Raw genomic sequence first — 23609 nt, forward strand, 5'->3', positions numbered from 1 at the left:
AATGCTGTCGCCGAAGGGTAGGCGAGCGCGTCATGTCACGGGCTCCGCGTGTTCCGGAGGAATCCGCCGGACTCACCACATCCACACCGCTGCACGTCTCGGTCCGCTGGCCGGGCCGCGACGTCGCCGTGCTCGCGGTCGGCGGCGAACTCGACCTGGCCACCGCGGGCAGGCTGGAGGCCGCGTTCCGGCGGCTGGTGGCGCGACGGCCGCGCGTGGTCGTGGTCGACCTGAGCGGGGTCGCGTTCCTCGGCTCGTCCGGGCTGGCCGCGATCACCGCCGCGCTCACGTCGGGTGTCGTGCTGCGGATCGTCGCGCCGGGCTCGCTGGCCCGGATCTTCGCGCTCACCGCGCTGGACAAGGTGCTCGATCTCTACGGAACCGTCGACGAGGCGCTGGCCGCGGGCTGACCGCCCGGGAGTTCACGCACGCACGGCCGCTTCGATCCCGGTGAGCAGGCATTCCAGGCCGAACTCGAAGCGGGTCGCGGGATCGACGTCGTCGGCCTCCAGCACCCGCCGGTTGAAATGCGGGTACCGGCCGGACTCGACGACCTGCCGGACGTAGGCGCCCACCCAGTTCCGCCACTCGTCCTCGGTCATACCCGTGCGGCGCTGCACCTCCAGCTCGGCCAGCTCGGCGGACACCGCCCCCAGCACGTGCGTGTTGATCGTGTCCACGACCATCGTCGCGAGCGTCGGGTCGCTGGTCATCCTGGAGACGATGCCGAGGTGGTGGTCGGCGCGCGCGATCACGTTGGGGCCGAGCGTGGGGTGGCGGGCCGCCTGCTGGGCGAGCCAGGGGTGCAGCAGCATGACGGCGCGCTGGCGGCGGGCCAGCTGGGCCAGCTCCGCGCGCCAGTCGTCGCCGGGCTCGGGCAGCGGCTCCTCGCCGATGATCGTGTCGACCATCAGCTCGAACAGCTCGTCCTTGCTGGCCACGTGCCGGTAGAGGGACGTGGTGCCGGTGCCCATTTCCGCCGCCAGGCGGCGCATGGACAGCGCGTCCAGTCCCTCGGCGTCGGCGATCGCGATGGCCGTCCGGACGATCTTCTCCTCGGTGACGACCGGCCGCGTCTTCGTGGTCCGGTCGCGCATCCAGACCATCGTCGGCGGGTTCTTCGCGGGCGGCATGGGCACAGCGTACTTCTCGGGTACAGTGTTCCCAAGAACGGGAACAGTGTTCCCACTGGGAGGAGGAAGCTCATGTCGGATGTGGTGATCGCCGGTGGTGGGTCGGTCGGCCTGGCCGCCGCGGTGTTCCTGGCGCACCACGGCGTGCACGCGCACGTGGTGGAGCGCCGCGCGGGTCTGTCGGAGCACCCGCGGGCGCTCGGCCTCAGCCCGCGCACGCTGGAGTTCTTCCGCGAGGCGGGGCTGGGGGCGGAACTCGACGCCGTCGCCGTGCGGTCGACCGAGATGTGGAAGGCGGACGCGCGCACGGTCGCCGAGATCGACCGGGCGAACGCGCCGCGCCGGACGCCGTTCACGCAGCCGGAAATTTCCCCGGAGAAGCCCGCCGGACACTACCCGCAGGACCGGCTGGACGCCGCGCTGCTGCCCGCCGCGCGCGAGCGGGGTGCGACGGTGGAGTTCGGCGTGGCCGTCGCCGGGGTTTCGCAGGACGCGGACGGGGTGTCGGTCGAGCTGTCCGACGGGCGGGTCCTGCGGACGCGGTACCTCATCGGCGCGGACGGGGTGAAGACCGCCGTGCGGCCGGCGCTCGGGATCGGCACGACCGGGCCGGGCGAGGTGGGGGAGCCGGTGCTGAACATCCTGTTCGAGGCGGATCTGACCGGGGTCTTCGGTGCGCTGCCGACGATGGTGGAGATCGGCCACCCGGACGTGCGGGGCATGTTGCTCAGCGTCGGCGAACGGCGGTGGGTCCTGCACACCGGCGCGCCGGGGACCCCGGAGGAACTCATCCGGACGGCGCTCGGCGCGGAGGTGCCGGTGCGGGTCATCGCCGCGAAGTGGTGGCGCGCGACGCTGCGGATGGCCGAGGAGTTCCGGGCCGGGCGGGCGTTCCTGGCCGGTGATGCCGCGCGGTCGGTCTCGCCGCTCGGGGCGTTCGGGCTCAACACGGGGCTGGCGGATGCCCACAACCTGGCGTGGAAGCTGGCGCTGGTGCTGGCCGGCCAGGCCGGCGAGGGCCTGCTGGACACCTACCACGACGAGCGGCACGCGGTGGCCGAGCTCGTGACGCGGCAGGCGGTGCTGCGCTGGGAGAACCCGCGGCTGCACTGGGACCCGGCCGCGGTGGCCGAGCGGGCGGCCGTCGGGGCGTGGAACGCGCCGCTGGTGACGATGGGCTACCGGTACGACTCGGCGGCGGTGATCGACGCGGTCGTGCAGCCACCGTCCACAGAGGATCTGATGGTGGCGCTGGACGGGGCCCCGGGATCGCGGTTGCCGCACCGGTGGGTTTCGCCCGGTGTGTCCACTCTGGACCTGGTGCGCTCCAGGTTCGCGGTGTTCGCGGGTGATCCGTCCTGGCGCGAGGCGGCGGAGAAGGCCGCCGCCCGGCTGGACGTCCCGATGGGTGCGGCGGTCGTGCCGGACGCGGACTGGTTGTCGGCGACCGGCATCGAGCACGGCGGCGCCCTGCTGGTGCGCCCGGACGGCTTCGTCGCCTGGCGATCGCCGGTCGCCGTGGCGGGCGCGGACGCGGTGCTGGAGTCGGTGATGTCGCGCGTGCTGGACCGTTAGCCCCCCCGCCGGTTTCGTCGCCTGGCGATTGCTGTTGCCGCGACGAGCGGGGACGTCGTGGTGGGGCGGGCGCTGGACTGTCAGCCGGCGCCGAGGGGGCGGCGGGTTTCGTGCCGACCGGGTGGGGCTGCTCGGCCGGGAGGAGCGCGGATGTCGGGTGGTGCGGGGCTGAACTGTCAGGCCGTTGGGGGCGGCGTTTTCCGCCCCTGGGGTGGGGCTACTCGGTCGGGATGAGCGCGGGTGTGGTGGTGGTGCGGGTGCTGGACCGTTAGCCGGTGCCGTGGGGGCGGCGGGTTCCGCCCATCGGGTGGGCTCGGCCGGGAGGAGCGCGGGTGCCGTGTGGCGCGGGTGCCGGACCGTCAGCCCGCACCGATGCGGGCGGCGAGTTCCGCGCTGACCGGGTAGGGGCGCTCGGCCGGGAGGAGCGCGCGGGCCTCGTCGAGGCGGCGGTCGCGCACCAGTGCTTCGATCTCGTGGGCGCGTTCCGTCTCGTCGGTCAGGCCGGTGATCCACTCGCCGACGTAGCGGTCGGACGCCTCGCCCGCCAGGCCGATCTGGATGGCGCGCCGCGGGAGCGGCCGCAGGTGCAGGTTCTTGTCCGGGTCCCACTGGATGCGCACCGGGCTGGTGGCGAGTTGCCGTCGCCAGGCTTCGTCGCTGGCGTGGTGGCTCGGGTCGAACGCCGACAGGCACGAGTGCACCAGCGCCCATTCGAAGCCGGCGCGGGTGATGGTCACCGCGAGGACCCGTTCCTGTCCGGGCTTGCGGGCCCAGCCGCTGCGGTAGGCCATCCAGAGGAAGGACGGTTTGATCCAGGTCATGCGGCCGCGCTTGAACGGCGCCACGAACGTGCCGGCGCGCAGGGCGGGCTCGGCGATCTCGGGGGAGTAGGCCTGGTACACGACGATCGTGTCGTCGTCGTACCGGGCGCGGATCTCGTTGCTCATGTGGGTGATCTTCGGGCATGGGCGCAAGCGGTTTTGCGTGCGAGACTGGGGCATGCTCTTCGACCGCGCGGCGATCGAGGGACTGGCGGCGGGTCGCGTCACGGTGGCCTTCCGCAGGTGGGACGCGCCCCGCGTGCGCCCCGGTTCGCGGATGCGCACCGCGGCCGGGGTGGTCGAGGTGACCTCGGTGGCGGAGGTCGCGACGGTGACCGACGAGGACGCCAGGGCGGCGGGCTACGAGTCGGCAGCGCAGATGCCCGACCGCGGCTCGGGGCGGCTGTACCGGATCGGACTGCGCGTGGCGGGCCCGGACCCGCGGATCGCACTGCGCGAAACCGCCGACCTGACGGACGACGACCGCGCCGCGATCGGCGCCGCGTTGTGGCGGATGGACCGGGTGGCGGAGGTCCCGTGGACCGGCGCGTTCCTGAGGCTGATCGCGGACAACGAGGCCGTGCGGGCCGTGGAGCTGGCCGAGCGGGTCGGCCTGGCGCGCGACGTGTTCAAACGCCGCGTACGGCGGCTGAAGGAGCTCGGCCTGACGGAAAGCCTGGAGGTGGGGTACCGCCTCTCGCCGCGGGGAAGGGCGTTCCTCGAAGGCGGCGACGCCTGATCCGCCCGGCACGGTGCCGCCGCGGCCATCGCCCGGTGCGGTGACGGCCGAGATGCGCGGCGACCGGACTCGGCGCTCAGGAGGGGCTGCCGACCCAGGAACGGCATCCCCTCAGCAGGGGAAAAAGTCGCCTCCCGGCCAGCGGCCAGCCACGGCCAGCGGCCAGTGGCCGGTCGGCAGTGTCTGGTCGCCCGCCGCCCGCCGCCCGCCGCCCGCCGCCCCCCGCCAGCCGCCGCCGCCAGCCGCCGCCGCCCGCGGCCAGCGGCCCGTCGGCACCGGCCCGCCGCCAGCGGCCGGCCGCCCGCCGCCAGCGGCAAGGCGCGAACAGGGCTCAGGCCAGCGACGTGAGCACCGCGGCGGCGAGGGCGCTCCGTTCCACCATGCCGCTCACCGAGACGTGTTCGTGGCGTGCGTGGGCGCCGTCGCCGGTGGCGCCGAAACCGTCGAGCACCGGGACGCCCAGTGCGGCCACGAAGTTGCCGTCGCTGGCGCCGCCCACCGCGCATTCCCGCAGCGTCACCCCCATTTCCGCGGCCAGGTCCCGCGCCCGCGAGAACAACGCCGCGATCCCGGCCGACCGTTCCATCACCGGGCGGTTCCAGCCGCCCTCCACGGTCACCGTCGCGCGGGGGTCGGCCGCCGTCAGCCCGGCCAGCGCCTCCTCGATCCGCGCCGCCTCGGCCGCGCTCGACACGCGCACGTCCACCTCGCCCCAGGCGGAGCCCGCGATCACGTTCCCCCGCGAACCGCCGCCGACCACGCCGACGTTCACCGTCGTCCCGGCCGCCAGATCCGTCAGCCCGTGCAGCGCCAGCACCACCCGCGCGATCTCGTCCACCGCGCTCGCGCCCTTGCCCGGGTCGAGCCCCGCGTGCGCCTCCACCCCGGTCGCGGACACCCGATATATGCCGACCCCCTTGCGCGCGGTCTTCACCGCCCCGTCGGCCGCGGCCTCGAACACCAGCGCCGCCTGCACGCCGGCCGCCGACTTCTCGATCACCGGCCGCGACACCGGGCTGCCGATCTCCTCGTCGCCGTTGAGTACCAGCCGCACCGGCGGCCGCGGCAGCCCCGCCGCCTCCAGCGCCCGCACCGCCCACACCGCCTGCACCAGCCCGGCCTTCATGTCGAACACACCCGGCCCGGTCGCGATGTCACCGTCCACTGTGAACGGCCATCCGGCGAGTGTCCCTTGTGGCCACACTGTGTCGTAGTGGCACAGCAACAGAACCGGCGTGGCATCCGACCCCGCGTAGTCGTACACCCGGACGTCGCCGAACTCGCCGCCCTCGGTCACGCCCACCGACGCCGGCTCGCCGAGCCGCGCGCGCAGCCAGCCGTCCAGCCAGGACAGCCCGGCCTCCAGCAACAGCCGGTCGGTGCTCGGCGTCTCCAGCCCGGTGTACCGGCCCAGGTCGTCGACCATCTCCTCGCGGTGCGCCCGCACCCACTCGTGCAACGCCCGGACATCGGTCACAGCATCCGCTCCAGTTCGCTCAGGTGATCTTCCGACATCAGCCTGCGTCCGCTCTCGACGTCCCGCAAGAGGGCGAGCACCGCCGCCAGCAGCGGCACCCCACCGAGCGCCAGCACCGGCCGGTAGTGGTGGTGCACCTCGACCGGCCGCCGCCGCACCGCGATGTCCCGCCAGATGCCGCTGCGGTCCTTCGGCTGGGTCCGCAGCCACGCCACCAGCCGGTCGGTCGCCGCTTCCCGTTCCGCGGACGACGCGGACGGCAGGTACGCGCCCGGGTCGAACTGGTCGAACGGCTCCAGCACCCGGTCACCAGCGGCGGCCAGCACCTCCGCCGTGATCGCGTGCATCAGCGGGCGGTGCCGGTCGATCAGGTCCGCCATCGGCGCGTCGGCCAGCGCCGTCGTGGTCAGCATCGCCCCGAAACCCAGCTTCGACCACAGGAACCCCTCGACGTTCGCGGTCGCCTTCGCCGGGCCCCAGGCCTGCAGGTCGGCCACGATCCGCTCGACCCGCGGCGTGATCCGCCCGTCCGGCTCACCCACCACCAGCGCGCCCGCGCCGCCGTCCTGGACCACGCCGGGCTCGACCACATCGGCGAACAGGTTCACGAACGCCCCCACCGTCCGCTCGGCGCCCACCGCCGCCGCGATCGCCTGCTCGTTCAACCCGTTCTGCAACGACACCACGAACCCGTCCGGCGCCAGCCGCGGCGCGAGCCACGGCAGGACCTGCTCGGTCGCCTGCGCCTTCACCGCCAGCAGCACCCGGCCCACAACCGCCGGTGCCTCCTCGGGTGAACACGCCTCCACCGGCACGCTCGCGTCACCGCCGGGACCCCGCAGCACCAGCCCGCGGCGCCGGATCGCGGCGACGTGCGCGGCGTCGGTGTCGACGATCCGCACCGGGTGCCCGGCCCGCGCCAGGTGGAACGCCAGCGTGCCGCCGATCGCCCCGCCGCCAACGACCGTGTACGGCTCAGACATGCGAACTCCCCTCCTGGACGGCGGTCGCGCCGTCCCAGTGCAACGGCAACCCGGGCGCGCCAGCGGTCGACCCGCCGTCCACGCGCAGCACCGCCCCGGTGATCCACGCCGCCTGCTCACCGGCCAGCCAGTGCACCGCCTCGGCGATGTCGGCCGGCCGGCCGCGCCGCCCGAGCGGGTTGACCGACACGGCGGCCGCGTACTCCTCGGTGACCGGGTTCGCCGAGCTGTCCACGGTCACGAACCCCGGGCTGACCGCGTTGACCCGGATGCCATGCGGGCCCAGCTCGACCGCGCACGCCTTGGTCAGCATCTCCAGCGCCGCCTTGGACGTCGCGTAGTGGGCCGCGCCTGGACGGGCTCGCGTGGCCGCGCCCGACGAGATGTTCACCACCACGCCGGAGCGTCCGGCCACGGCACACCTCCGTCCGAACGCGACGGTCGTGAGCATCGCGGCGCGCACGTTGACGTCCTGCACCCGGTCCCACGCCGCGGCCGTCATCTCCAGCAGCGGCGTCGCCGGATAGATCCCGGCGGCGTTGACCAGCACATCGACGTCGGAGTCCACAAGCGACTCCGCGAACCGGGCCTCGGCCAGGTCGCCGACCCGGCGCTCGGCGCCCAGCCCGGCAGCCACCGCGGCCAGCCGGTCACCGTCCACATCGGCCAGAGTCAGCCGGTCACCCCCGAACCGGGCGGCGATCGCGGCGCCGATCCCGCTCGCGGCGCCGGTGACGAGCACGTGCCGCACTACAGCTCCTTACCCTTCGTCTCCGGCATCGTCGTGTAGACGGCCAGGCCGATCACCGCGGCGATCGCCACGTACAGCCACACCAGGTGCCCGAACCCCTCGGCGTTCATCCAGGTCGTCACGTACGGCGCGGTGCCGCCGAACACGGCGACCGCCAGCGCGTACGGCAACCCGATGCCGGTCGTGCGCACCTCGGGCGGGAACTGCTCGGCCATGATCACCGCGCAGTTGGCCGAGTACCCGACGATCAGCACCATGCCGACGATCTCGATGAGCAGCAGCGTCCAGAAGTCCGCCGCCAGGAAGTGGAACGCCGGCCAGGAGAAGAGCAGAAACCCGGCGGCGAACGCGGCCATCGTCGGCTTGCGGCCGATCCGGTCGGACAGCAGCCCGCCGAAAGGCAGCAGGATCAGGAACACCACGATCGCGAGCGTGTTGGCCAGCAGCGCCTGCCGCAACGGGATGCCGGTCGCCAGGTGCGCGTAGGTCGGCATGTAGGTGACCCACACGTAGTAGATGAGCGTGCCGGCGATGGTCACGCCGGCGACCCGCAGCGCGGCCTTCGGGTGGTCGCGGAACATCGCCACCAGCGGGTTGCCACGCGGCCGGTCCTTGATGCGGGTGAACGCCTCCGTCTCGTGCACCGAGCGGCGCAGCCACAGCCCTACCAGGCCGAGCAGCCCGGCGACGCCGAACGCCACCCGCCAGCCCCAGCTCTGCAGCTGCGCTTCGGACAGCGTCGAGTTCAGCACGGTTCCCATCAGGGACGCGATCAGCGCTCCCGCGCCGACCGAAACCTGCTGCCAGGACCCGGCGAACGCGCGCCGCCCGCGGGCCGCGGACTCGATGAGGAACGCCGAGGACGACCCGAACTCGCCACCGGCGGAGAAGCCCTGCACCAGCCGGGCCAGCAGCAGCACGATCGGCGCGAGCACCCCGATCTTCGAGTAGGTCGGGCACACCGCGATCACCAGCGACGCGCCTGCCATCAGCGAGATGGTGAGCGTCAGGCCCTTCTTGCGGCCGTGCCGGTCGGCGTAGGCGCCGAGCACCGCGCCGCCGATGGGCCGCATCACGAACCCGACCGCGAACACGGCCAAAGTGGACAGCAGCGCGGTGGTTTCGTTGCCCGGCGTGAAGAACTGCTTGGCGAACACCGGGGCGAAGGTCGCGTACACGGCCCAGTCGACCCATTCGACGGTGTTGCCGACCGCGCCGGCGACGATCGCCTTGCGCTGGGCCGGCGAGAGCCGGTGCTCCTGGGCGGTCGCGGCGTGGGTGGTCACGGTGCCTCCTGCTCGGCGAGGACGTGGGCGACGACCTGGGCGTGGGTGGCGAACCAGACGTCGTGGCCGCTGATGTGCTCCAGCAGCTCGGTCAGCACGGCCATCCGCGAGCGGTGGCCGATGATGTGCGGGTGCAGGGTCAGCTGGAACAGCCCGCCCTCGGCGTGTGCGGCGTCGAACTCGTCGCGCCAGATGGGCAGCACCCCGCGCGGCGGCGTGTACGGGCGCAGCGACGCGAAGCGCTCCATCATGAAGTACGGCGCGTCGTCGCGGATCCACTCCACCGGCAGCTCGACGACCCCGGTCGGTTCGCCGTCGGCCAGCAGCTCGTAGCAGTCGTCGTCGGCCATCAGCGACGAGTCGTAGGCCAGCCCCAGCTCACGGGTGATGGCGAGCGTGGCCGCCGAGAAGTCCCAGGACGGCGTGCGGATACCGACCGGACGGGTGCCGGCCAGCCGCTCCAGCGTGTCCGCGGCGCGGAAGGCGAGGTCACGCTCGGCCTCCGGCGGCAGCGACGTGTTGCGCTCGTGGATCCAGCCGTGCAGGGCGACCTCGTGCCCGCCGTCCACATAGGACTTCACCTCGCCGTCGTGCAGCAGGGCCGACACCGCGGGCATGAAGAACGTCGCGGGCGCGGAGAACCGCTCCAGCAACCGCAGGATCCGCGGCACGCCGACGCGCGCGCCGTACTCGCCCTGCGCGAGCTTGCCGGGCAGCACCTCGCCGTCGCGCAGGGCGGGCGTCTCGTGGTCGGAGTCGAACGACAGCGCGACCGCCACACGCGCGCCGCCGGGCCACGACGACGGCCGCAGGGGCCGTCCGGCCCGCACCCGTCCGACGTGCCCGCGCCAGGTGGGCTCGTCCCACTGCCAGGGGTGGAGCTGGTCGTTCACGCGTCCTCCAGGATGGTCCGGGGAGTGGGGGTCCAGGCGCGCTTGAGGGTCGACACCTGGAGCGTGACGTCGGCGGCCTGCAGCCCGGGCAACGCGCCCACGACGTCGGTGGTGTGCCGGTACAGCTCGCCGTAGTGCCGCAGCACGACCTGGCCGACCAGGTTGAACCGGCCGGTCGTGGCGGACAGATACCGCGTGCCGGGGTGGGCGGCCAGCTGCTGCCCGGCGGCGTCGAGGTGGCCGGGCAGCACCGACAGCCACAGCATGAACTCGACGGTGAAGCCGAGGATGCCCGGCTCGGCGAGGGTGCGGAAGCGCAGGCAGCCTCGTTTGACCAGCGAGTCCACCCGCCGCGCCGCGGTCGATTCGCTGCTGCCGACCTGGCGGGACAGCTCCTTGAACGACATCCGGCCGTCCTCGCCGAGCGCCGCGATGATCGCCAGGTCCAGCTCGTCGAGCTTCTCCGGCGGCCGCTCCCACAGCTGTTCCTCGAACGGCCGCACGTCCTCGCCACGCAGGCCCGCGACGGCGTCCGGGCCGAGGACGCCGGAGTCCCAGTCGTGGTTGGACGTGAAGGTCCGCATCACGGCGAGCGTCTCGGTCTCCAGGACGTCGCCGCCGCCGGGCAGGCCGTCCAGCTGCAGCCGTGCCACGTCGGAGTGCGTGGGCAGCACCAGCTCGGCGGTGCAGTCGGCGCTGCCGGTGAGGACGCTGGCGTAGCGGGTCTCGGGGCGCGCCGCGACCGCCTCGGCGACCGCGCCCGCGGTGCCGGGACGGCAGCGGAACCGGACCAGGACCGGCACGCCGAGCCCGCAGCGCAGCACGTCCACCACGCCGATGACGCGCAGCTGCCCGCTCTCGGTGAGCTGCGCGGCGCGGCGCAGGACGGTCGACTCGCTGGTGCCCGCGTACTTGGCCACGGCGCCCCACGACGCCCGGCCGTTGAGCTGCAACGCGGCGACGATCCGGCGGTCCAGCTCGCCAACCTTGACGTCATTCTGCATACCGGCGATCGTCGATGCAGGAAACCGTCATGTCAAGAGAAAATATGGCGGAAATCTGCGCGCAACGCGGCTGTCGACAGCGCTGCGACGAGGCCAACGGGGACGAAGTGCCAGGTCGGGGCTGTTGAATCGGTGGACACCCCGCACCTCCCGTGATAGGACAACCGCACCGGGCCTCGTCTGCAGGGGAGGGCAGCGGCATGTCACGAAGCACCTCCGCCGACGGTCTGCTCACCACCCGACGGGAGGTCCGTGGTTCCGCTGTCGTGGTGCACGTCGCCGGCGAAGTGGACTTCAGCTCGCTCGGGCACCTCCAGGAGGAGCTCAGCACCGCGGTGACCGTCGCGACCCCGCCCGCACCCGTCGTGCTCGACCTGCGGGACGTCGAGTTCTTCGGGTGGTGCGGGCTGACGCTGCTGATCAACTCCGACGACCGGTGCACCCGCAACCACACGCCCCTGCGAGTGGTGGCGGCGAGCGGGACCGTGCTGCAGCCGCTGATGCTTGCCGGACTGGACCAGGTGCTGCCGGTGTACTCGAACCTGACCGACGCGCTGGCCCAGTCCACGCCGGTCGCGTGAGGGCGGTTCCACGGGGCGAACGCGGAGCACTACTGTGTGTTCACCCACCAGCTCGCGAGAAGGTGTTGTGATGGCTTCTTCGCCCAGCCAGGTGCCGGTCGGCGTCGACCCGAGCCGGCCGAGCATCGCCCGCATCTACGACGGATTCCTCGGCGGCAAGGACCACTACGAGGTCGACCGCATGGTGATGCGGAAGATCAACGAAGCGGTCCCGGAGGCGGTGGACATCGCCCGCGGCAACCGCGGTTTCCTCAACCGCGCCTGCCGCTTCCTGGCCGGCCAGACCACCGTGGCCCAGTACCTCGACTGCGGTTCCGGCCTGCCGACCGCCGAGAACACGCACCAGATCGTGCAGCGCGCCAACCCCGAGGCGATGGTCGTCTACGTCGACAACGACCCGGTGGTCCTCGCGCACGGCCGCGCGCTGCTCGAGGAGAACGACTTCGTGCACATGACCGAGGCGGACATCTTCGAGCCGTCCGAGGTGCTCGGCAACGAGGTCGTGCGGCGCCACCTCGACTTCAGCGAGCCGCTGGTGCTGCTGCACGTCGGCACGTTGCACCACTACGAGGGCGACGGCGCCGCCGACATCATGCGCGCGTACATCGACGCGCTGCCCTCCGGCTCCTACGTGGTGTTCTCGCACTTCTTCGACCCGGAGGTGCCGGAGCTGACCGAGGTGGCGAAGCGGATCGAGAACATCCTCGTCAACGGCCCGATGGGCGCGGGGCGGTTCCGCACCCACGCCGAGGTCATGGCGATGCTGGACGGCCTGGAGCTGATCAAGCCGAACGCGCTGTCCGAGCCCGGGCTCGCCGTCTGCGACGAGTGGTGGCCGGACGGCCCGCGGCTGGCGCCACTGAGCCTCGCGGCGCGGTGCATCGTCGGGGCGGTTGGGCGCAAGCCGTAGCGGCCCGCCGGACCGGTCCGCGGGTGACCGGCCTACGGGCTTGCTGTCCCGTGCGGGTGGCCGGGCGGGCTGGCGGGGAAGTGCTGGCCAGGGTTGCCGGGGAAGTGCTGGCCCGGGTTGCCGGATGGCCCGCGCGCTGTGCGTCTGGCGGCGCTCACGTCAGCGACGGGTGGTGTCGGACCGGCCTGGGAGAACCGTGGTGGCCGGACGGCCCGCGGCTTGGCCCCCTGAGCCTCGCGGCGCCGAAAAATTTGTCATCCGCGTGCGTGTTCCTGGCTCAAAAAGCGGCGAGCGCGTGAGTTCCCCACGACGGTCCCTTACGGACGGCCGGGGACGCGGGGCACCATGACGGCATGGGCGCCGTTGACCAGGTGGTTCTGCGTGGTCGCGATCGTGAGCTGACGGTGCTCCGCCGCGCGCTCGGGGAGGCCAGGGACGGCCGCGGCGGCGGTCTCGTCGTGCTCGGTGAGCCGGGCTCGGGCCGGACCGCTCTGCTCGCGGCGGCCCGCGCCGAGGCCGCCGGGTTCGGCGTCCGCGAGGCCAGGGGCGTGGCCGCCGAACGCCACCTCGCGCACTGCGGGCTGCTCCAGCTCCTGCCGGAGCTGACCGACCTCCCCGCGGAACCGCTCGCGCTCGGCCGTGCCGTGCACGCGGCCCTGACCGCTGCCGCGCCGCTGTTGTGCCTGGTCGACGACGCCGACCTGCTCGACCCCGAATCACGCGACGCGCTGGCGTTCGCGGCCCGCCGGCTGTCCGGCGCGAGCGTGCTCGTGGTGTTCACGGCCGGGACGCCCCTCGACGGAGTTCCCGCGGTGTGGCTGGAACCGCTCGGCGCGGAGGACAGCGCGCAGGTGCTCGCCGACCACGGCGTCCCGGAACCGGTCCCGGACCTGCTCGACCTGGCCTCCGGCAACCCGCTCGCCCTCACCGAGCTGGCCGCCGAGGGACGGATCCCGCCGCACAGCCGCCTGCGCCGCGCGGTCCGCGAGCGGCTCGCCGCCCTGGATCGGGGCGCCCGCGAGATCGCCCTGATGGCGGCGCTCGACGACTGGCTGGACGTGGACACCCTGGTGCGCGCCACGGAACGGTCCGGTGTGGACCTCCGCGCGCTGGAGGAGGCCCGGGCGGCCGGGTTCGTCCGGCTGGACGGCGACCACGTCCTCACCGCAGGCCCGCTGCTGCAGGCGCTGATCCGCGAGGAGGCGCCGCTGGCCGACCGGCGCGCCACCCACACACTCCTGCTGTCCGTGCTGGACCCGGACCGGCACCGGCTGCGCTGCACCTGGCACCGGGCCGCGCTCGCCGGCGGCGCCGACCCGCGGCTGGCGGGCGAGCTGCTGGAGTCGGCGTCGGAGTTCTGGCTCGCCGGGCGGCCCCGGCGGGCGCGGGCGCTGCTGCGCCAGGCCCGCCCGCTGGCGCGGGGCACGTCCGTGCGCGGCGTCGCCGACCTGCTGCAGGGCAGCCTCGAAATGCGCGAGGGCATGCCCGCGGTCGCCAGTCAGACACTGCTCGTCGCGGCGAACCAGCTCGCCGGCTCCCAGCGCGACCACGCGCTCACCGCGCTGATGCTGGCCGGCGAGGCGAGCTGCCTGGCCGGCGACTACGTGCGCTACTACGCGATCGCCGACCGCGCGCAGCAGCTGCGCCGCCCCGACGACTCGCCACGCACCCGGCTGATCCTGGACCACTTCGCCGGCATGAGCGACGCCTTCCGCGGGCGGCACGACCGCGCGGCCGCGCCCCTGCGCCGGGTCGTCGGGCTCGGCGGGGTGCTGGACGAGCCGGTGGCGAAGATCTGGGCGAGCCAGGCCGCCTACACGCTCGGCGACGCGGCCCGCGCGCACGAACTGGCCGTCGGCGCGGTGACCTCGGCGGGCAGCCGCGGCACCACCGCGGTCGTGCCGTGGGCGCTGGTGTACGTGGCGGTGTCGGAGCTGCTGCTCGACCGGCACTCGGCGGCGCTGTCCAGCGCGCTGGAGGGGCTGCGGATGGCTCGCGCGATCGGCCAGCCGAACTCGGCGGTCGACCACCTGACGATCCTCGCGCTGGAGGCGTCGCTGCGCGGCGACCGGGAGACCGCGCAGGCCCGGCTGGACGCGGCCGGGCACGAGGTCGCCACCCGCGGGCTCGGACGGCCCGGCGCGCTGAGCACGTGGGCCTCGGCCTGCGTCGACCTCGCCGAGGACCGGCCGGAGGACGCGCTGGACCGGTTCCGCCTGATGGCGGCCGGCACCGGCCGGGTACACCCGGGGATCCGGGCGATGGCGACGCCGCACTTCGTCGAGGCCGCGGCGCGCTGCGGGCAGACCGTGAAGGCCGCCAAGGCGCTGGCCCCCTACGAGGACTGGGCGCGCAGCACCGGCAGCGACGTCCGGATGGCCCTGTCGCACCGCTGCCGCGCGCTGCTCGGCGACCCGGACGCCGACGAGCACTTCGAGACCGCGATCGAGCTGCACCGCGCCAGCCAGACCGCGCTGGAACTGGCCAAGACCGAGTTGTTCTACGCGCACCGGCTGCGCCGCAACCGCAAGGCGCGGGCCGCGCGGGAGCTGCTGCGGGACGCGCTGAAGATCTTCCAGCGCTACGACGCGCCGCGCTGGGCCGAGCGCACGACGGCCGAGCTGCGGGCGGCGGGGGAGTCGGTGCCCGGCTGCGCCCGGCCCGCCGACCTGACGCCGCAGCAACTGCAGATCGCCCGGCTGGTCGCGGAGGGCGCGACGAACCGGGAGATCGCGGCGCAGCTGGTCATCAGCCACCGCACGGTCGACCACCACCTGCGCAACATCTTCGCGCGGCTCGGCATCCGGTCCCGCGTGGAGCTGGCCGCCCGCTTCCGCTGACTGGTGATTTCACCGATGCGCGTGGTTGGCGGCCTTTGTCAGAGTTCCCTGGTTCCCCTCTCACGGAAAGGGAGTTCGAACGCATGCGACGTTCACCAAGAAACCTGGCCCGGCTGGTCACGGCGCTGGCCCTGGTCGCGGGCGCTGCCACCGCGACCGCCTCCGCCCAGGCCGCCGACAACCCGTACGAGCGCGGGCCCGACCCCACCGAGTCGAGCATCGAGGCCAGCCGCGGCCCGTTCGCGGTCTCGCAGACCACGGTTTCGTCGCTGGTGGTCAGCGGCTTCGGCGGGGGCACCATCTACTACCCGACCGACACGAGCCAAGGCACCTTCGGCGCGGTCGCGATCTCGCCGGGCTACACGGCGGACCAGACCAGCATCGCCTGGATCGGGCCGCGCCTGGCCTCGCAGGGGTTCGTCGTGTTCACCATCGACACGATCACCCGCTACGACCAGCCGGCCAGCCGGGGTGACCAGCTGCTCGCGGCGCTGGACTACCTGACTCAGCGAAGCTCGGTGGCCAGCCGCATCGACAGCAGCCGCCTCGGCGTCGCGGGCCACTCGATGGGCGGCGGCGGCACGCTGGAGGCGGCCGACGAACGGCCCAGCCTGCAGGCGGCCGTCCCGCTCGCGCCGTGGAACCTGCGGAAGAACTTCTCCAGCGTGCAGGTGCCGACGTTCATCATCGGCGGCGAGTCCGACACGGTCGCGCCGGTCGCCACGCACTCCGAACCGTTCTACACGTCGCTGCCCAGCTCGCTGGACAAGGCGTACATGGAGCTGAACAACGCGTCGCACTTCTTCCCGAACACGTCCAACACCACGATGGCGAAGTACATGATTTCGTGGTTCAAGCGGTTCATCGACAACGACACGCGGTACGACCAGTTCCTCTGCCCGAACCCGAGCGGCCTGGCGATCGAGGAGTACCGGTCGACCTGCCCGTACTGATCCGTCTAGTGAGCGGCGGATCAGGAGTCTTCGCGCTCCTGGTCCGCCGTTTCGCCGCGGTGCTCGTCCTCCTCGTCGCCGCCGCGGGGGCCGAACCCGGGGGCCGGCTCGGGCGCGCCGGGACCGGGATCCGCGGCGGCGATGCGCTCTTCGCCCAGGTACGGGTCGGGTTCGAACGGTGAGGTCGTCATGCCGGCCGGATACCCGGCGGGGCCGCGATCATGCGGGCACTATGCGGTCGCCGGGCCGGATCGTGCCGCCGGTGACGATGCGGCAGTTGAGCCCCGACCGGTTGGCCAGCGGCGCGAACACCGGCTTCCCGAGCAGGTTTTCCAGGTAGCGGCACGGCACGTTGAGCCGTCCGCCGAACAGCACGGCGCCGCCCACGCGGAAGTGCTTGCCCACCAAGTGGTTCAGCGGCACGTCGCGGGTGAGCAGGTTGCGGCGGGTCTCCCCGGGTTCGAGGATGAGGTCGTGGTCCCGGGCGAGGGCGACCAGGGTCTCCTCCTCGATCAGAGTTACCTGCCGGTCCTCGTGCGGGCGCGTGGAGTAGAGGCCGCGGCCGGTGGCGTACCGGTCGCCCTCGATGCCGTGGCCCGCGACGAGGACCGCCTCGTCCAGTTCCACCATCGCGGCCCCGGCGGTCTCGGCGGTGAAGATCCGCAGCAGCTCGCCCGTCCAGGTCATGGTGCCTTCACCCCGCCGGCGGCCAAGACGGCGCGCCCAGTTCGCGGGAGATCGCGCGAGCCGCCTCGCGGACCGCGCCGGGTACCGCGGGTCCGGCCGGCCAGTCGGTCATCGGCACCACCACGCCGATCGCCCCGGCGATGTCCTGCCCGGCGTCGAAGATCGGCGCGGCCACGCAGCATTCGCCGATCACCGCCTCCTCCACCTCGGTCGCCAGCGCCTCGCCGCGCACCTGCTCCAGGTGCGCGGCCAGGTCCGCCGGGTCGGTGATGGTGTCCCGGGTCATGCTGCGCAGCGGTTCCGGCGCCAGGCCGGGCGACCACGCCAGCATCGCCTTGCCGAGCGCGCTGGCGTGCGCCGGGATCACGATCCCGACCTCCGGCATCTGGCGGGAGCCGTCCGGGCGCGGCTCGTGGTGCACGATCATCACCTCGCCCGGCAGCAGCACCCCGGTCCGCACCGCGCACCCGGTCGTGCGCGCCAGCTCGGCCGCCCAGGTGAGCGCGCGGGACCGCAGTTCGAGGGTGTCGAGGTAGACGTTGCCCAGCTTGAGCACGGCGGGCCCGAGCCGGTAGCGGGCGGAGTCGCGGTCCTGCAGCACCAGGCCGTGGGCCTGCAGGGTCTTGATGATGCCGTGCACTGTGGACGGCGCCAGCCCCAGCCGGGCCGCGATCTCGGACAGGCTCAGCCGCCGTTCCGCCTGCAGCACGCCGAGCACGCGGACCGCCCGGTCGACGGACTGGATCATCGGCGCACCCTCCTGCCAGCCGCACTTTACAACAGTCCCGCGCCGTTCTATGTTCGGAAGACATTCGATAATGTCGAATGGCAGTCGACGATGACGGAGGGGTGGCATGGCGGCACGCCAGCTCGTGAACGATCCGGACGACTTCGTGCGGGAGGCCCTGGAGGGGCTCCAGCGTGCGCATCCGGACCTCGTCCGCTACCACGAGGACCCGGCGTACGTGGTCCGCGCGCGGCAGGCGGACAAGGTCGCGCTGGTCTCCGGCGGTGGCTCCGGGCACGAGCCGCTGCACACCGGTTTCGTCGGCAGCGGCATGCTGGACGCCGCGGTGCCGGGCGCGGTGTTCGCCAGCCCGACCGCGTTCCAGATCCGCGCCGCCATCGCGGCCGCCGACCGGGGCCGCGGGGTGCTGCTGATCGTCAAGAACTACACCGGTGACGTGCTGAACTTCCGCATCGCCGCCGAGCTGGCCGCGGACGACGGCATCGAGACGCGCACCGTCCTGGTCGACGACGATCTCGCCACCGACGGCCAGGAGGACGGCGCGCCGGGTCGTCGTGGGACCGCGGCGGTCGTCGCGGTGGAGAAGATCTGCGGCGCGGCGGCGGAGAACGGCGCGTCGCTGGACGAGCTGGCCGCGCTGGGGGAGCGGATCGTGTCGTCGGCGCGCACGCTGGCGCTGGCGCTGGAGGCGTGCACGCAGCCGGGGCAGGACCGGCCGTCGTTCGACCTGCCCGACGGCGAGATCGAGTTCGGGGTCGGCATCCACGGCGAACACGGCGTCGGGCGGCGCCCGTACGCGCCGGTGCGGGAGCTGGTGGGCGATCTGACGAAGCCGCTGGTGGCCGCGCTCGGCCTGGACCGGGGTGACGAGGTGATCGCGATCGTCAACGGCCTCGGCGCGACGCACGGTCTGGAGTTGTCGGTGGTGCACCGCGAGCTGGGCGGGTTCCTGGACGGGCTGGGGGTGCGCATCGGGCGCGCGCTGGTGGGCTCGTACGTGACCGCGCTGGACATGCGGGGCTGCTCGATCACGCTACTGCGCGCCGACGACGAACTGCTGGCCCTGTGGGACGCGCCGGTCCGCACGCCGGCCCTGACCTGGTGAAGGAGACCATTGTGGACACTCGTGCCTGGATCGAGCGGTTCGCCGCCGTCATCGACGAGCGCGGCGCCGAGCTGACGGAGCTGGACCGGCGCGCCGGTGACGGCGACTACGGCACCAACCTCCGGTCCGCGCTGGCGAAGGTGCGGGCGAACCTGGCCGCGGACGACCCGCGCACCGCGGGGGAGGTGTTCACCGCGGTGTCGAACGCGTTCCTGCACACGGGCGGCACCAGCGGTCCGTTGTTCGGCATGTGGTTCCGCGAGTTCGCCAAGGGCCTTGGGGACGAAGTGTCCGCGGGGAGCCTGGCGCGCGCCGCGGGCGAAGCGGAAGCGACGGTGCGTCGACTCGGTGGCGCGGAGGTGGGCCACAAGACGATGGTCGACGCGATGGTGCCGGCGGCGGAGGCACTGGCTGCCGCGGCCGAGCGGAACGCCGACGTGGAAACCGCGCTGAAGGAGGCCGCCGCCGCGGCCGACGCCGGAGCCCGCTCGACCGAGGAGCTGCTGGCGAAGCGCGGCCGGGCGAGCTACGTCGGCGAGCACGCGCGGGGCGTCACGGACCCGGGCGCGCTGACGGTCGCATGGTTCTTCGAGGCGGCGACCAAGTAGACCCGGGACGGCGCGACCACAGGGGTGCGGCCGCGCCGTCCCGCAACCACCCGAGCGACGTGCCGAGCCAGGAAACCGCCACCCGGCAACGAAAGCCCGAATCCCCCGAGCCACCCCTCTCCCGCAACCCGATCCCCAGCCCAATCGGTTGCCGAGCCACCGGGTCAAGCCACGCTTTCCCGGCTTGACGCGGTGTCCCGTCAACCGGACACTGAAAGATCGGGTTCGGGAGGGCACTTCTCATCCGGGCGTAGCGAAGCGCAGCCCGGCGCAGTAGAAACCCGCGTGGCGGCTCCCCGGAGCTATCGAGATCGGCGCCGCAGCAGGGCTGGGTCGATGCCGGCCGGCGGCTCCGGCGCGCCGAGGTCCGAGGGCGAGTACCCCTTCGGGTAGCCGGGGTAGCTGCGCACCTTCGAGTTCAGCAGCTTCGACTTCCGTCGTGGCGGGAGCAGCCGCACCACCGCCGATCGCGCGTGCAGGCCGGCGCGCGCCGCGCGGCCCACCCACGCCGGGCTCGGCCGGAACCCGAACGCCGCCAGCATCCGGTCGTCGAGCAGGCTCTTGGCGCCCACGGCGACCGCGGGCCGCAGCGGTTTCGGGTACCACGCGCAGAACAGGTCCAATGTGTACCGGCCGATCCGGTTGTTGTCCGCCGAGTACACGAAGTTCGCCTCTTCATAGGCGTCCTTGAACTTGCGGAACGAGTCGAAGTCGCCGGGGATGTCCTTGATGCCCATGCGCTTGCCGACCTCTCGGAAGTAGAAGTACGCGGCCTGCCGCTCGTTCTCGTGCAGCGGCCGCCAGCCGAACTGGTCGATCCAGTCGATGGGGTCGTAGACGAACGTCGACAGCACGTACAGCATGTCGTCGTTGCTGATGCGGTACCGGCCGTGCATCCGGTTGACCGTGCTGAGCGCCTCCCGCCCGCGCGGCGAGTCGTACCCGTTCTCGGCCAGCTCCGCCATCAGCAGGGCCGTGTCGTCGTAGCGTTTCTGCGGCCGCTTCTCGAATTCGCCCGTCGCGGCGAGCAGCCGCGATATGCTCGGCACGCAATACGTGCGGAACAGGGCGAACTCCAGCGCCCGCTGGTAGTCCCAGGGGAACTCGAAGCCGATGGAGATGCGGTAGATCTCCTGGTGGTCCCGCTCGGGGTCGCACCGCTCGATCCGGCGCAGCCAGTATCCGGTCATCGCCGGCCTCCTCCTCGTTCGATGTCGACCAGTGGTGCTACCCCAGCCACTCCGCGCGTGACGAACCCCGCGGCACCAGCACCGTCCGGTAGTGGCCTGGCGTCGCCGACATGTGGACCTGCTCGGTGACGCCCTGGTAGTGCCCGAGCGGCGTCTCGGCGGTGAACGTCTGCGGGTCCAGGTACGCGTGCTCCTCGCCGCGGCCCGCGGTCTCCGTCGCGTACGCCTTGTCGAACACGCCCAGGCTCAGGATCCACAGCGCGGCCCGCGTCAGGGACACGTGCACCCGGTAGCTGCCGCCGTCCCGGGCGCGCCGCGTCAGCGCCTCCACGATCCCCGCCGTCAGCAGCCACGACACGATGTAGTCGTTGACCACCAGGATCGGCGGCAGCGCCGGCCGCACCCCGTCGCCCTCCAGGTGCATCATCCCGACCAGGCTGCCCGCGCTCTGGTCGAAGCCCACGCGGTCCGCCCACGGGCCCTGTTCCCCGTTCAGCGACGCGGTCGCGTGGATGATGCCAGGCCGCACCGCCGCGGCCTCCTCCGCCGAGAACCCGATCTTCGCCAGGTACCCCGGCCGCCGGTTGGCGTAGAAGACATCCGCCTCCCGCAGCAGCGACCGCAACAGCCCGGCGCCCTCGGACTCGTACGGGCTGACCGTCGCCGACCGCACCCCCACGTTCGCCGTGATGTAAGTGACGTCGTGCTCCAGTTCGTCGGGCCGCCACACGTTCAGCACGTCCGCGCCGTGCAGCGCGAGCGCCCGGCCCACCCCGGCACCCGCGATGACGTGCCCCATCCCGAGCGCCCGCACCCCGGCCAGCGGATCCGCCGCCGGGCCGAGCGGTTCCGGCGCGCTGTCGCCGATCTTCGTGATCTCCACCAGCGGCAGGTCCGCCAGCACCTCGCGGTAGTGCGGCTCGGCCATCAGTTCCGCGGGCGTGCGCAGCATCGGCAGCACCGCGCCCGCCGTGACCGCCGCGTTCTCCAGGTCCCGGCCCCGCCACTTCGCGATCGCCGCGGCGACCGCCTCGGTGTCGTCGGGCACGCCGAGCAGTTTCTGCGCCGCCAGCTTGATCTTCGGGTAGGGGTTGAGCGGCATCACCCACTTCTCGTCCGCGGTGCGGTAGAAGCGGAAACCCAATGCCTGCGACGGGTTCGCCGGGGTGCTCGCCGGATAACCGTTGAGCAGCTCCCACTTCCGGTCGTAGAACGGGCACAGCCGGTGCGGCGCCACCCGCAGGTCGACCGCGATGTCCTGCCCGTCACCGCCACGCAGCCGCCACAGCTTCGCGATCGCGGCGGACTTCGCGGCCAGCGCGATCGCCGCCGACCCGCCCAGCCGCAACGTGCTCGGCACCACCGGGTCCGCCCCGCGGAACGTGATCGCGCCGCCGGTGTCGGCCGGGCTCATCCCGATGCCGGCCAGCACCTCGGTCAGCTCGGCGTGCGGGTCGAACTCGTCGCTCGTGGCCGGCTCGGCCACGGCGGCGGTGATGCGGTCAGTGAGCGACATCGTCGAGCAGCTCCTCGGGGATCGGGACGTGCTTGGCGCGCAGGTACTCGCCGACGGCCTTGCCGACCTGGTCGGCACGCAGGTTCGCGGACCCGCCGGTGCCGAGCAGGCCACGCAGGACGAAGTGAACGGCCCGCAGGTGCGGGAACTCGTGCCGGACGATGTCCAGTTCCGCCGCCTCGGGCAGCAGCTTCCGCAGCTCCGCCGTGGACAGCGCTTGCCGCAGCCACGGCCAGGCGCGCTCGTCCGGCACCCACACCCCGACGTTGCTGTTGCCGCCCTTGTCGCCGCTGCGGGCGTAGGCGACCGCGCCCAGCGGCGCCTTCCGGACCCGGTCCGGCAGCGGCCGCTCGGCGGGTTCGGGGTGCACCGGCTGCGGCTGGACCGGCGCCGAGGGCGGCGGGGCGATCGGCAGCGTGTGGCCGTCGTCGAGGACGACGCGGTGCGCCACCTCCGACATCGGCAGCAGCGCGGGCCAGTAGTCGATGCGGGGCCTGCTGCGGCCGGTCAGCCCGGCGCCGCCGTCGTGGTAGAAGCCCGGGATGCTCTGTAGGTACAGCGATCCCAGCCGCGCGGGCAGGTTCAGCTTGGCCAGCGGTTCCGGTGTCGCGGCGACGGCCATCACCCGCAACGCGACCGTCGCGTCCCACTGCGTCTCGGGGTCGGTGGCCGCGGTGCCCAGGCGCGTGATGTCCAGCTCGACACCCTCGGGCAGGTCCCGCGTGATCTGGGCGCGCAGCAGGGCGACCTTCGCGTCCACGTCCGGCGCGGTGACGTAGACCGTGTTGACGAGCGTGTGGCCGATCGCGGCGAACACCGCGACCTTCGTCGTCGGCGGGGGCGGGGAGCCGGTGGCGCCGGTGACCGCGACCCGGTCCGGCCCCGCCGCGGTCAGCCGCACCGTGTCCAGGTGCACCGTGACGTCCGGGTTGAGGTAGTGCGGGCCCTGGATCTCGTAGACCAGTTGCGCCGTCACGGTGTCGACGGTGACCGCGCCGCCGTGCCCGGCGTGCTTGGTGATCACGCTGCTGCCGTCCGCGGCGACCTCGGCGATCGGGAAACCCGGCACCAGCATGTCCGGGATGCGGGTGAAGCCGGAGAAGTTGCCGCCCACCGCCTGCGAACCGCACTCGATGACGTGGCCCGCGGTGACCGCGCCGGCGAGCGCGTCCCAGTCGTCGATCGCCCAGCCGTGCCACCACGCGGCGGGTCCGGTGACCAGGGACGCGTCCGCGACCCGTCCGCACACCACGATGTCCGCGCCCTCGGCGAGCGCGGCCGCGATGCCCCAGCCGCCCAGGTAGGCGTTCGCGGCCAGCGGCTCGTGCCCCCAGGACGCCAGCGGCTCGCCGGTGTCCAGGTTCTCCAGCCGGTGCCCGGCGTCGGCGTACTCACCCAGCCGCGACAACACGTTGTCGCCCTCCACGTGCGCGATCCGCAACGCCACACCCTCGTCGGCGGCGACCTTGCGCAGCTTCTCCGCGAGCGCGGCGGGGTGGAAACCGCCCGCGTTGGTCACGACCTTCACGCCGCGCCGTGCGATCGCGGCCAGGTGCGGGCGGATCTGGTCGACGAAGTACTCGACGTACCCGCGTTCGGGGTCCCGCCGGTAGCCGGTCGCGAGGGCGGCCAGCGTGACCTCGGCGAGGTAGTCGCCGATCAGGACGTCGACCGGGTCACCGCTCATCGCCTCGTCGATCGCCGTGTAGCGGTCCCCGAGATAGCCCGAGAAGTTCGCGATCCGGACAGCGGTCATCGGCGGCACCTCCTGTGGTCCGGTCCCGACGATAGCCCATTAGCGATCGTTAG

At 73.1% G+C, this 23609-nt stretch carries 23 protein-coding genes; 9 read left to right on the forward strand and 14 right to left on the reverse strand.

Going from position 1 to position 23609, the window contains the following annotated elements; genetic code table 11:
- The first annotated feature begins 32 nt into the window (after window positions 1-32).
- Window positions 33-410, forward strand: coding sequence for an STAS domain-containing protein (locus tag ACCP09_RS11610; RefSeq protein ID WP_027935467.1), 378 nt, complete (start codon window positions 33-35; stop codon window positions 408-410).
- Window positions 411-422: 12 nt separating this feature from the next.
- Here ACCP09_RS11610 and ACCP09_RS11615 read toward each other — a convergent pair whose 3' ends face one another.
- The gene (locus ACCP09_RS11615) at window positions 423-1133 is read right to left on the reverse strand and encodes a TetR/AcrR family transcriptional regulator (protein ID WP_433745701.1); all 711 of its coding nucleotides are present in this window, start codon (window positions 1131-1133) and stop codon (window positions 423-425) included.
- A 72-nt stretch (window positions 1134-1205) separates the two neighbouring features.
- Here ACCP09_RS11615 and ACCP09_RS11620 point away from each other — a divergent pair, with 72 nt between their 5' ends.
- Window positions 1206-2708, forward strand: a complete 1503-nt coding sequence (locus ACCP09_RS11620) for an FAD-dependent monooxygenase (RefSeq protein WP_433745704.1) — start codon at window positions 1206-1208, stop codon at window positions 2706-2708.
- Window positions 2709-3067: 359 nt separating this feature from the next.
- Here the strand turns inward: ACCP09_RS11620 and ACCP09_RS11625 are convergent, their stop codons facing one another.
- The gene (locus ACCP09_RS11625; protein ID WP_433745707.1) at window positions 3068-3655 is read right to left on the reverse strand and encodes a DUF4291 domain-containing protein; all 588 of its coding nucleotides are present in this window, start codon (window positions 3653-3655) and stop codon (window positions 3068-3070) included.
- Window positions 3656-3692: 37 nt separating this feature from the next.
- Between ACCP09_RS11625 and ACCP09_RS11630 the strand changes: the two genes are divergently transcribed.
- On the forward strand, window positions 3693-4268 hold the full coding sequence (locus ACCP09_RS11630; RefSeq protein WP_378362412.1) for a winged helix-turn-helix transcriptional regulator: 576 nt from the start codon (window positions 3693-3695) through the stop codon (window positions 4266-4268).
- Window positions 4269-4599: 331 nt separating this feature from the next.
- Here the strand turns inward: ACCP09_RS11630 and ACCP09_RS11635 are convergent, their stop codons facing one another.
- Genes ACCP09_RS11635 through ACCP09_RS11660 form a run of 6 tightly spaced genes read right to left on the reverse strand, consistent with a single transcriptional unit; the run spans window position 4600 to window position 10662 of the window.
- Window positions 4600-5745 (reverse strand): M20/M25/M40 family metallo-hydrolase, encoded by a 1146-nt coding sequence (locus ACCP09_RS11635; protein ID WP_433745710.1) that lies wholly within the window; start codon window positions 5743-5745, stop codon window positions 4600-4602.
- A complete protein-coding gene (locus tag ACCP09_RS11640; protein WP_037322064.1) occupies window positions 5742-6728 on the reverse strand; it encodes a ketopantoate reductase family protein in 987 nt (328 codons plus the stop codon). Before ACCP09_RS11640 ends, ACCP09_RS11635 begins: the two co-directional genes overlap by 4 nt.
- Entirely contained in the window at window positions 6721-7479 is a 759-nt protein-coding gene (locus ACCP09_RS11645; RefSeq protein ID WP_433745714.1) for an SDR family NAD(P)-dependent oxidoreductase, read from the reverse strand. The genes ACCP09_RS11640 and ACCP09_RS11645 overlap by 8 nt, the downstream gene beginning before the upstream one ends.
- A complete protein-coding gene (locus tag ACCP09_RS11650; protein WP_400984989.1) occupies window positions 7479-8765 on the reverse strand; it encodes an MFS transporter in 1287 nt (428 codons plus the stop codon). Before ACCP09_RS11650 ends, ACCP09_RS11645 begins: the two co-directional genes overlap by 1 nt.
- The gene (locus ACCP09_RS11655; protein ID WP_123685826.1) at window positions 8762-9658 is read right to left on the reverse strand and encodes a polysaccharide deacetylase family protein; all 897 of its coding nucleotides are present in this window, start codon (window positions 9656-9658) and stop codon (window positions 8762-8764) included. The genes ACCP09_RS11650 and ACCP09_RS11655 overlap by 4 nt, the downstream gene beginning before the upstream one ends.
- Window positions 9655-10662 (reverse strand): Lrp/AsnC family transcriptional regulator, encoded by a 1008-nt coding sequence (locus tag ACCP09_RS11660; protein WP_378336716.1) that lies wholly within the window; start codon window positions 10660-10662, stop codon window positions 9655-9657. The genes ACCP09_RS11655 and ACCP09_RS11660 overlap by 4 nt, the downstream gene beginning before the upstream one ends.
- A gap of 200 nt (window positions 10663-10862) precedes the next feature.
- Between ACCP09_RS11660 and ACCP09_RS11665 the strand changes: the two genes are divergently transcribed.
- The 4 genes from ACCP09_RS11665 (at window position 10863) to bdeA (ending at window position 15946) form a co-directional block, all read left to right on the forward strand.
- Window positions 10863-11243: an STAS domain-containing protein gene (locus ACCP09_RS11665; protein ID WP_027928563.1), complete on the forward strand. Its 381-nt coding sequence runs from the start codon at window positions 10863-10865 to the stop codon at window positions 11241-11243.
- A 70-nt stretch (window positions 11244-11313) separates the two neighbouring features.
- Window positions 11314-12153 carry an SAM-dependent methyltransferase gene (locus ACCP09_RS11670; protein ID WP_433745720.1) on the forward strand — a complete coding sequence of 280 codons (840 nt, stop codon included), beginning with the start codon at window positions 11314-11316 and terminating at the stop codon, window positions 12151-12153.
- Between the two features lie 353 nt (window positions 12154-12506).
- Window positions 12507-14993, forward strand: a complete 2487-nt coding sequence (locus tag ACCP09_RS11675) for a LuxR C-terminal-related transcriptional regulator (RefSeq protein ID WP_378336718.1) — start codon at window positions 12507-12509, stop codon at window positions 14991-14993.
- Window positions 14994-15076: 83 nt separating this feature from the next.
- Complete coding sequence (gene bdeA / locus ACCP09_RS11680; RefSeq protein ID WP_123685830.1) at window positions 15077-15946, forward strand: bis(hydroxyethyl) terephthalate hydrolase; 870 nt, start codon at window positions 15077-15079, stop codon at window positions 15944-15946.
- Window positions 15947-15966: 20 nt separating this feature from the next.
- Here bdeA and ACCP09_RS11685 read toward each other — a convergent pair whose 3' ends face one another.
- From ACCP09_RS11685 to ACCP09_RS11695, 3 genes are read right to left on the reverse strand one after another with little or no spacing between them, the layout of a single operon-like run.
- Window positions 15967-16137, reverse strand: a complete 171-nt coding sequence (locus tag ACCP09_RS11685; RefSeq protein WP_191248858.1) for a hypothetical protein — start codon at window positions 16135-16137, stop codon at window positions 15967-15969.
- A gap of 28 nt (window positions 16138-16165) precedes the next feature.
- Window positions 16166-16633 (reverse strand): MOSC domain-containing protein, encoded by a 468-nt coding sequence (locus ACCP09_RS11690; RefSeq protein WP_378362419.1) that lies wholly within the window; start codon window positions 16631-16633, stop codon window positions 16166-16168.
- 7 nt (window positions 16634-16640) lie between these two features.
- Complete coding sequence (locus ACCP09_RS11695) at window positions 16641-17381, reverse strand: IclR family transcriptional regulator (RefSeq protein ID WP_027928568.1); 741 nt, start codon at window positions 17379-17381, stop codon at window positions 16641-16643.
- Window positions 17382-17487: 106 nt separating this feature from the next.
- On the opposite strand from ACCP09_RS11695, the gene ACCP09_RS11700 reads away from it, so the two are divergent.
- Window positions 17488-18486 (forward strand): dihydroxyacetone kinase subunit DhaK, encoded by a 999-nt coding sequence (locus ACCP09_RS11700; protein ID WP_123685833.1) that lies wholly within the window; start codon window positions 17488-17490, stop codon window positions 18484-18486.
- 11 nt (window positions 18487-18497) lie between these two features.
- Window positions 18498-19094, forward strand: coding sequence for a dihydroxyacetone kinase subunit DhaL (dhaL, locus tag ACCP09_RS11705; RefSeq protein ID WP_433745727.1), 597 nt, complete (start codon window positions 18498-18500; stop codon window positions 19092-19094).
- Window positions 19095-19396: 302 nt separating this feature from the next.
- Here dhaL and ACCP09_RS11710 read toward each other — a convergent pair whose 3' ends face one another.
- From ACCP09_RS11710 to ACCP09_RS11720, 3 genes are read right to left on the reverse strand one after another with little or no spacing between them, the layout of a single operon-like run.
- A complete protein-coding gene (locus ACCP09_RS11710; protein WP_433745730.1) occupies window positions 19397-20284 on the reverse strand; it encodes an oxygenase MpaB family protein in 888 nt (295 codons plus the stop codon).
- A 37-nt stretch (window positions 20285-20321) separates the two neighbouring features.
- On the reverse strand, window positions 20322-21800 hold the full coding sequence (locus ACCP09_RS11715; RefSeq protein WP_433745733.1) for a CoA transferase: 1479 nt from the start codon (window positions 21798-21800) through the stop codon (window positions 20322-20324).
- Window positions 21787-23556 (reverse strand): acyclic terpene utilization AtuA family protein, encoded by a 1770-nt coding sequence (locus ACCP09_RS11720; protein WP_433745736.1) that lies wholly within the window; start codon window positions 23554-23556, stop codon window positions 21787-21789. Before ACCP09_RS11720 ends, ACCP09_RS11715 begins: the two co-directional genes overlap by 14 nt.
- Window positions 23557-23609: the final 53 nt, after the last annotated feature.

The organism is Amycolatopsis sp. 3B14, from assembly GCF_050958625.1.
In the GTDB taxonomy this organism is placed as follows: Bacteria; Actinomycetota; Actinomycetes; order Mycobacteriales; family Pseudonocardiaceae; genus Amycolatopsis_E; species Amycolatopsis_E thermoflava.

What these genes read in the sequence shown, in the direction of transcription:
- ACCP09_RS11610 (WP_027935467.1), top strand. Translation starts at nt 33, where the DNA reads ATGTCACGGGCTCCGCGTGTTCCGGAGGAATCCGCCGGACTCACCACA.
- ACCP09_RS11615 (WP_433745701.1), bottom strand. Translation starts at nt 1,133, where the DNA reads ATGCCGCCCGCGAAGAACCCGCCGACGATGGTCTGGATGCGCGACCGG.
- ACCP09_RS11620 (WP_433745704.1), top strand. Translation starts at nt 1,206, where the DNA reads ATGTCGGATGTGGTGATCGCCGGTGGTGGGTCGGTCGGCCTGGCCGCC.
- ACCP09_RS11625 (WP_433745707.1), bottom strand. Translation starts at nt 3,655, where the DNA reads ATGAGCAACGAGATCCGCGCCCGGTACGACGACGACACGATCGTCGTG.
- ACCP09_RS11640 (WP_037322064.1), bottom strand. Translation starts at nt 6,728, where the DNA reads ATGTCTGAGCCGTACACGGTCGTTGGCGGCGGGGCGATCGGCGGCACG.
- ACCP09_RS11660 (WP_378336716.1), bottom strand. Translation starts at nt 10,662, where the DNA reads ATGCAGAATGACGTCAAGGTTGGCGAGCTGGACCGCCGGATCGTCGCC.
- ACCP09_RS11665 (WP_027928563.1), top strand. Translation starts at nt 10,863, where the DNA reads ATGTCACGAAGCACCTCCGCCGACGGTCTGCTCACCACCCGACGGGAG.
- ACCP09_RS11670 (WP_433745720.1), top strand. Translation starts at nt 11,314, where the DNA reads ATGGCTTCTTCGCCCAGCCAGGTGCCGGTCGGCGTCGACCCGAGCCGG.
- ACCP09_RS11675 (WP_378336718.1), top strand. Translation starts at nt 12,507, where the DNA reads ATGGGCGCCGTTGACCAGGTGGTTCTGCGTGGTCGCGATCGTGAGCTG.
- bdeA (WP_123685830.1), top strand. Translation starts at nt 15,077, where the DNA reads ATGCGACGTTCACCAAGAAACCTGGCCCGGCTGGTCACGGCGCTGGCC.
- ACCP09_RS11685 (WP_191248858.1), bottom strand. Translation starts at nt 16,137, where the DNA reads ATGACGACCTCACCGTTCGAACCCGACCCGTACCTGGGCGAAGAGCGC.
- ACCP09_RS11690 (WP_378362419.1), bottom strand. Translation starts at nt 16,633, where the DNA reads ATGACCTGGACGGGCGAGCTGCTGCGGATCTTCACCGCCGAGACCGCC.
- ACCP09_RS11695 (WP_027928568.1), bottom strand. Translation starts at nt 17,381, where the DNA reads ATGATCCAGTCCGTCGACCGGGCGGTCCGCGTGCTCGGCGTGCTGCAG.
- ACCP09_RS11700 (WP_123685833.1), top strand. Translation starts at nt 17,488, where the DNA reads ATGGCGGCACGCCAGCTCGTGAACGATCCGGACGACTTCGTGCGGGAG.
- ACCP09_RS11710 (WP_433745730.1), bottom strand. Translation starts at nt 20,284, where the DNA reads ATGACCGGATACTGGCTGCGCCGGATCGAGCGGTGCGACCCCGAGCGG.
- ACCP09_RS11715 (WP_433745733.1), bottom strand. Translation starts at nt 21,800, where the DNA reads ATGTCGCTCACTGACCGCATCACCGCCGCCGTGGCCGAGCCGGCCACG.
- ACCP09_RS11720 (WP_433745736.1), bottom strand. Translation starts at nt 23,556, where the DNA reads ATGACCGCTGTCCGGATCGCGAACTTCTCGGGCTATCTCGGGGACCGC.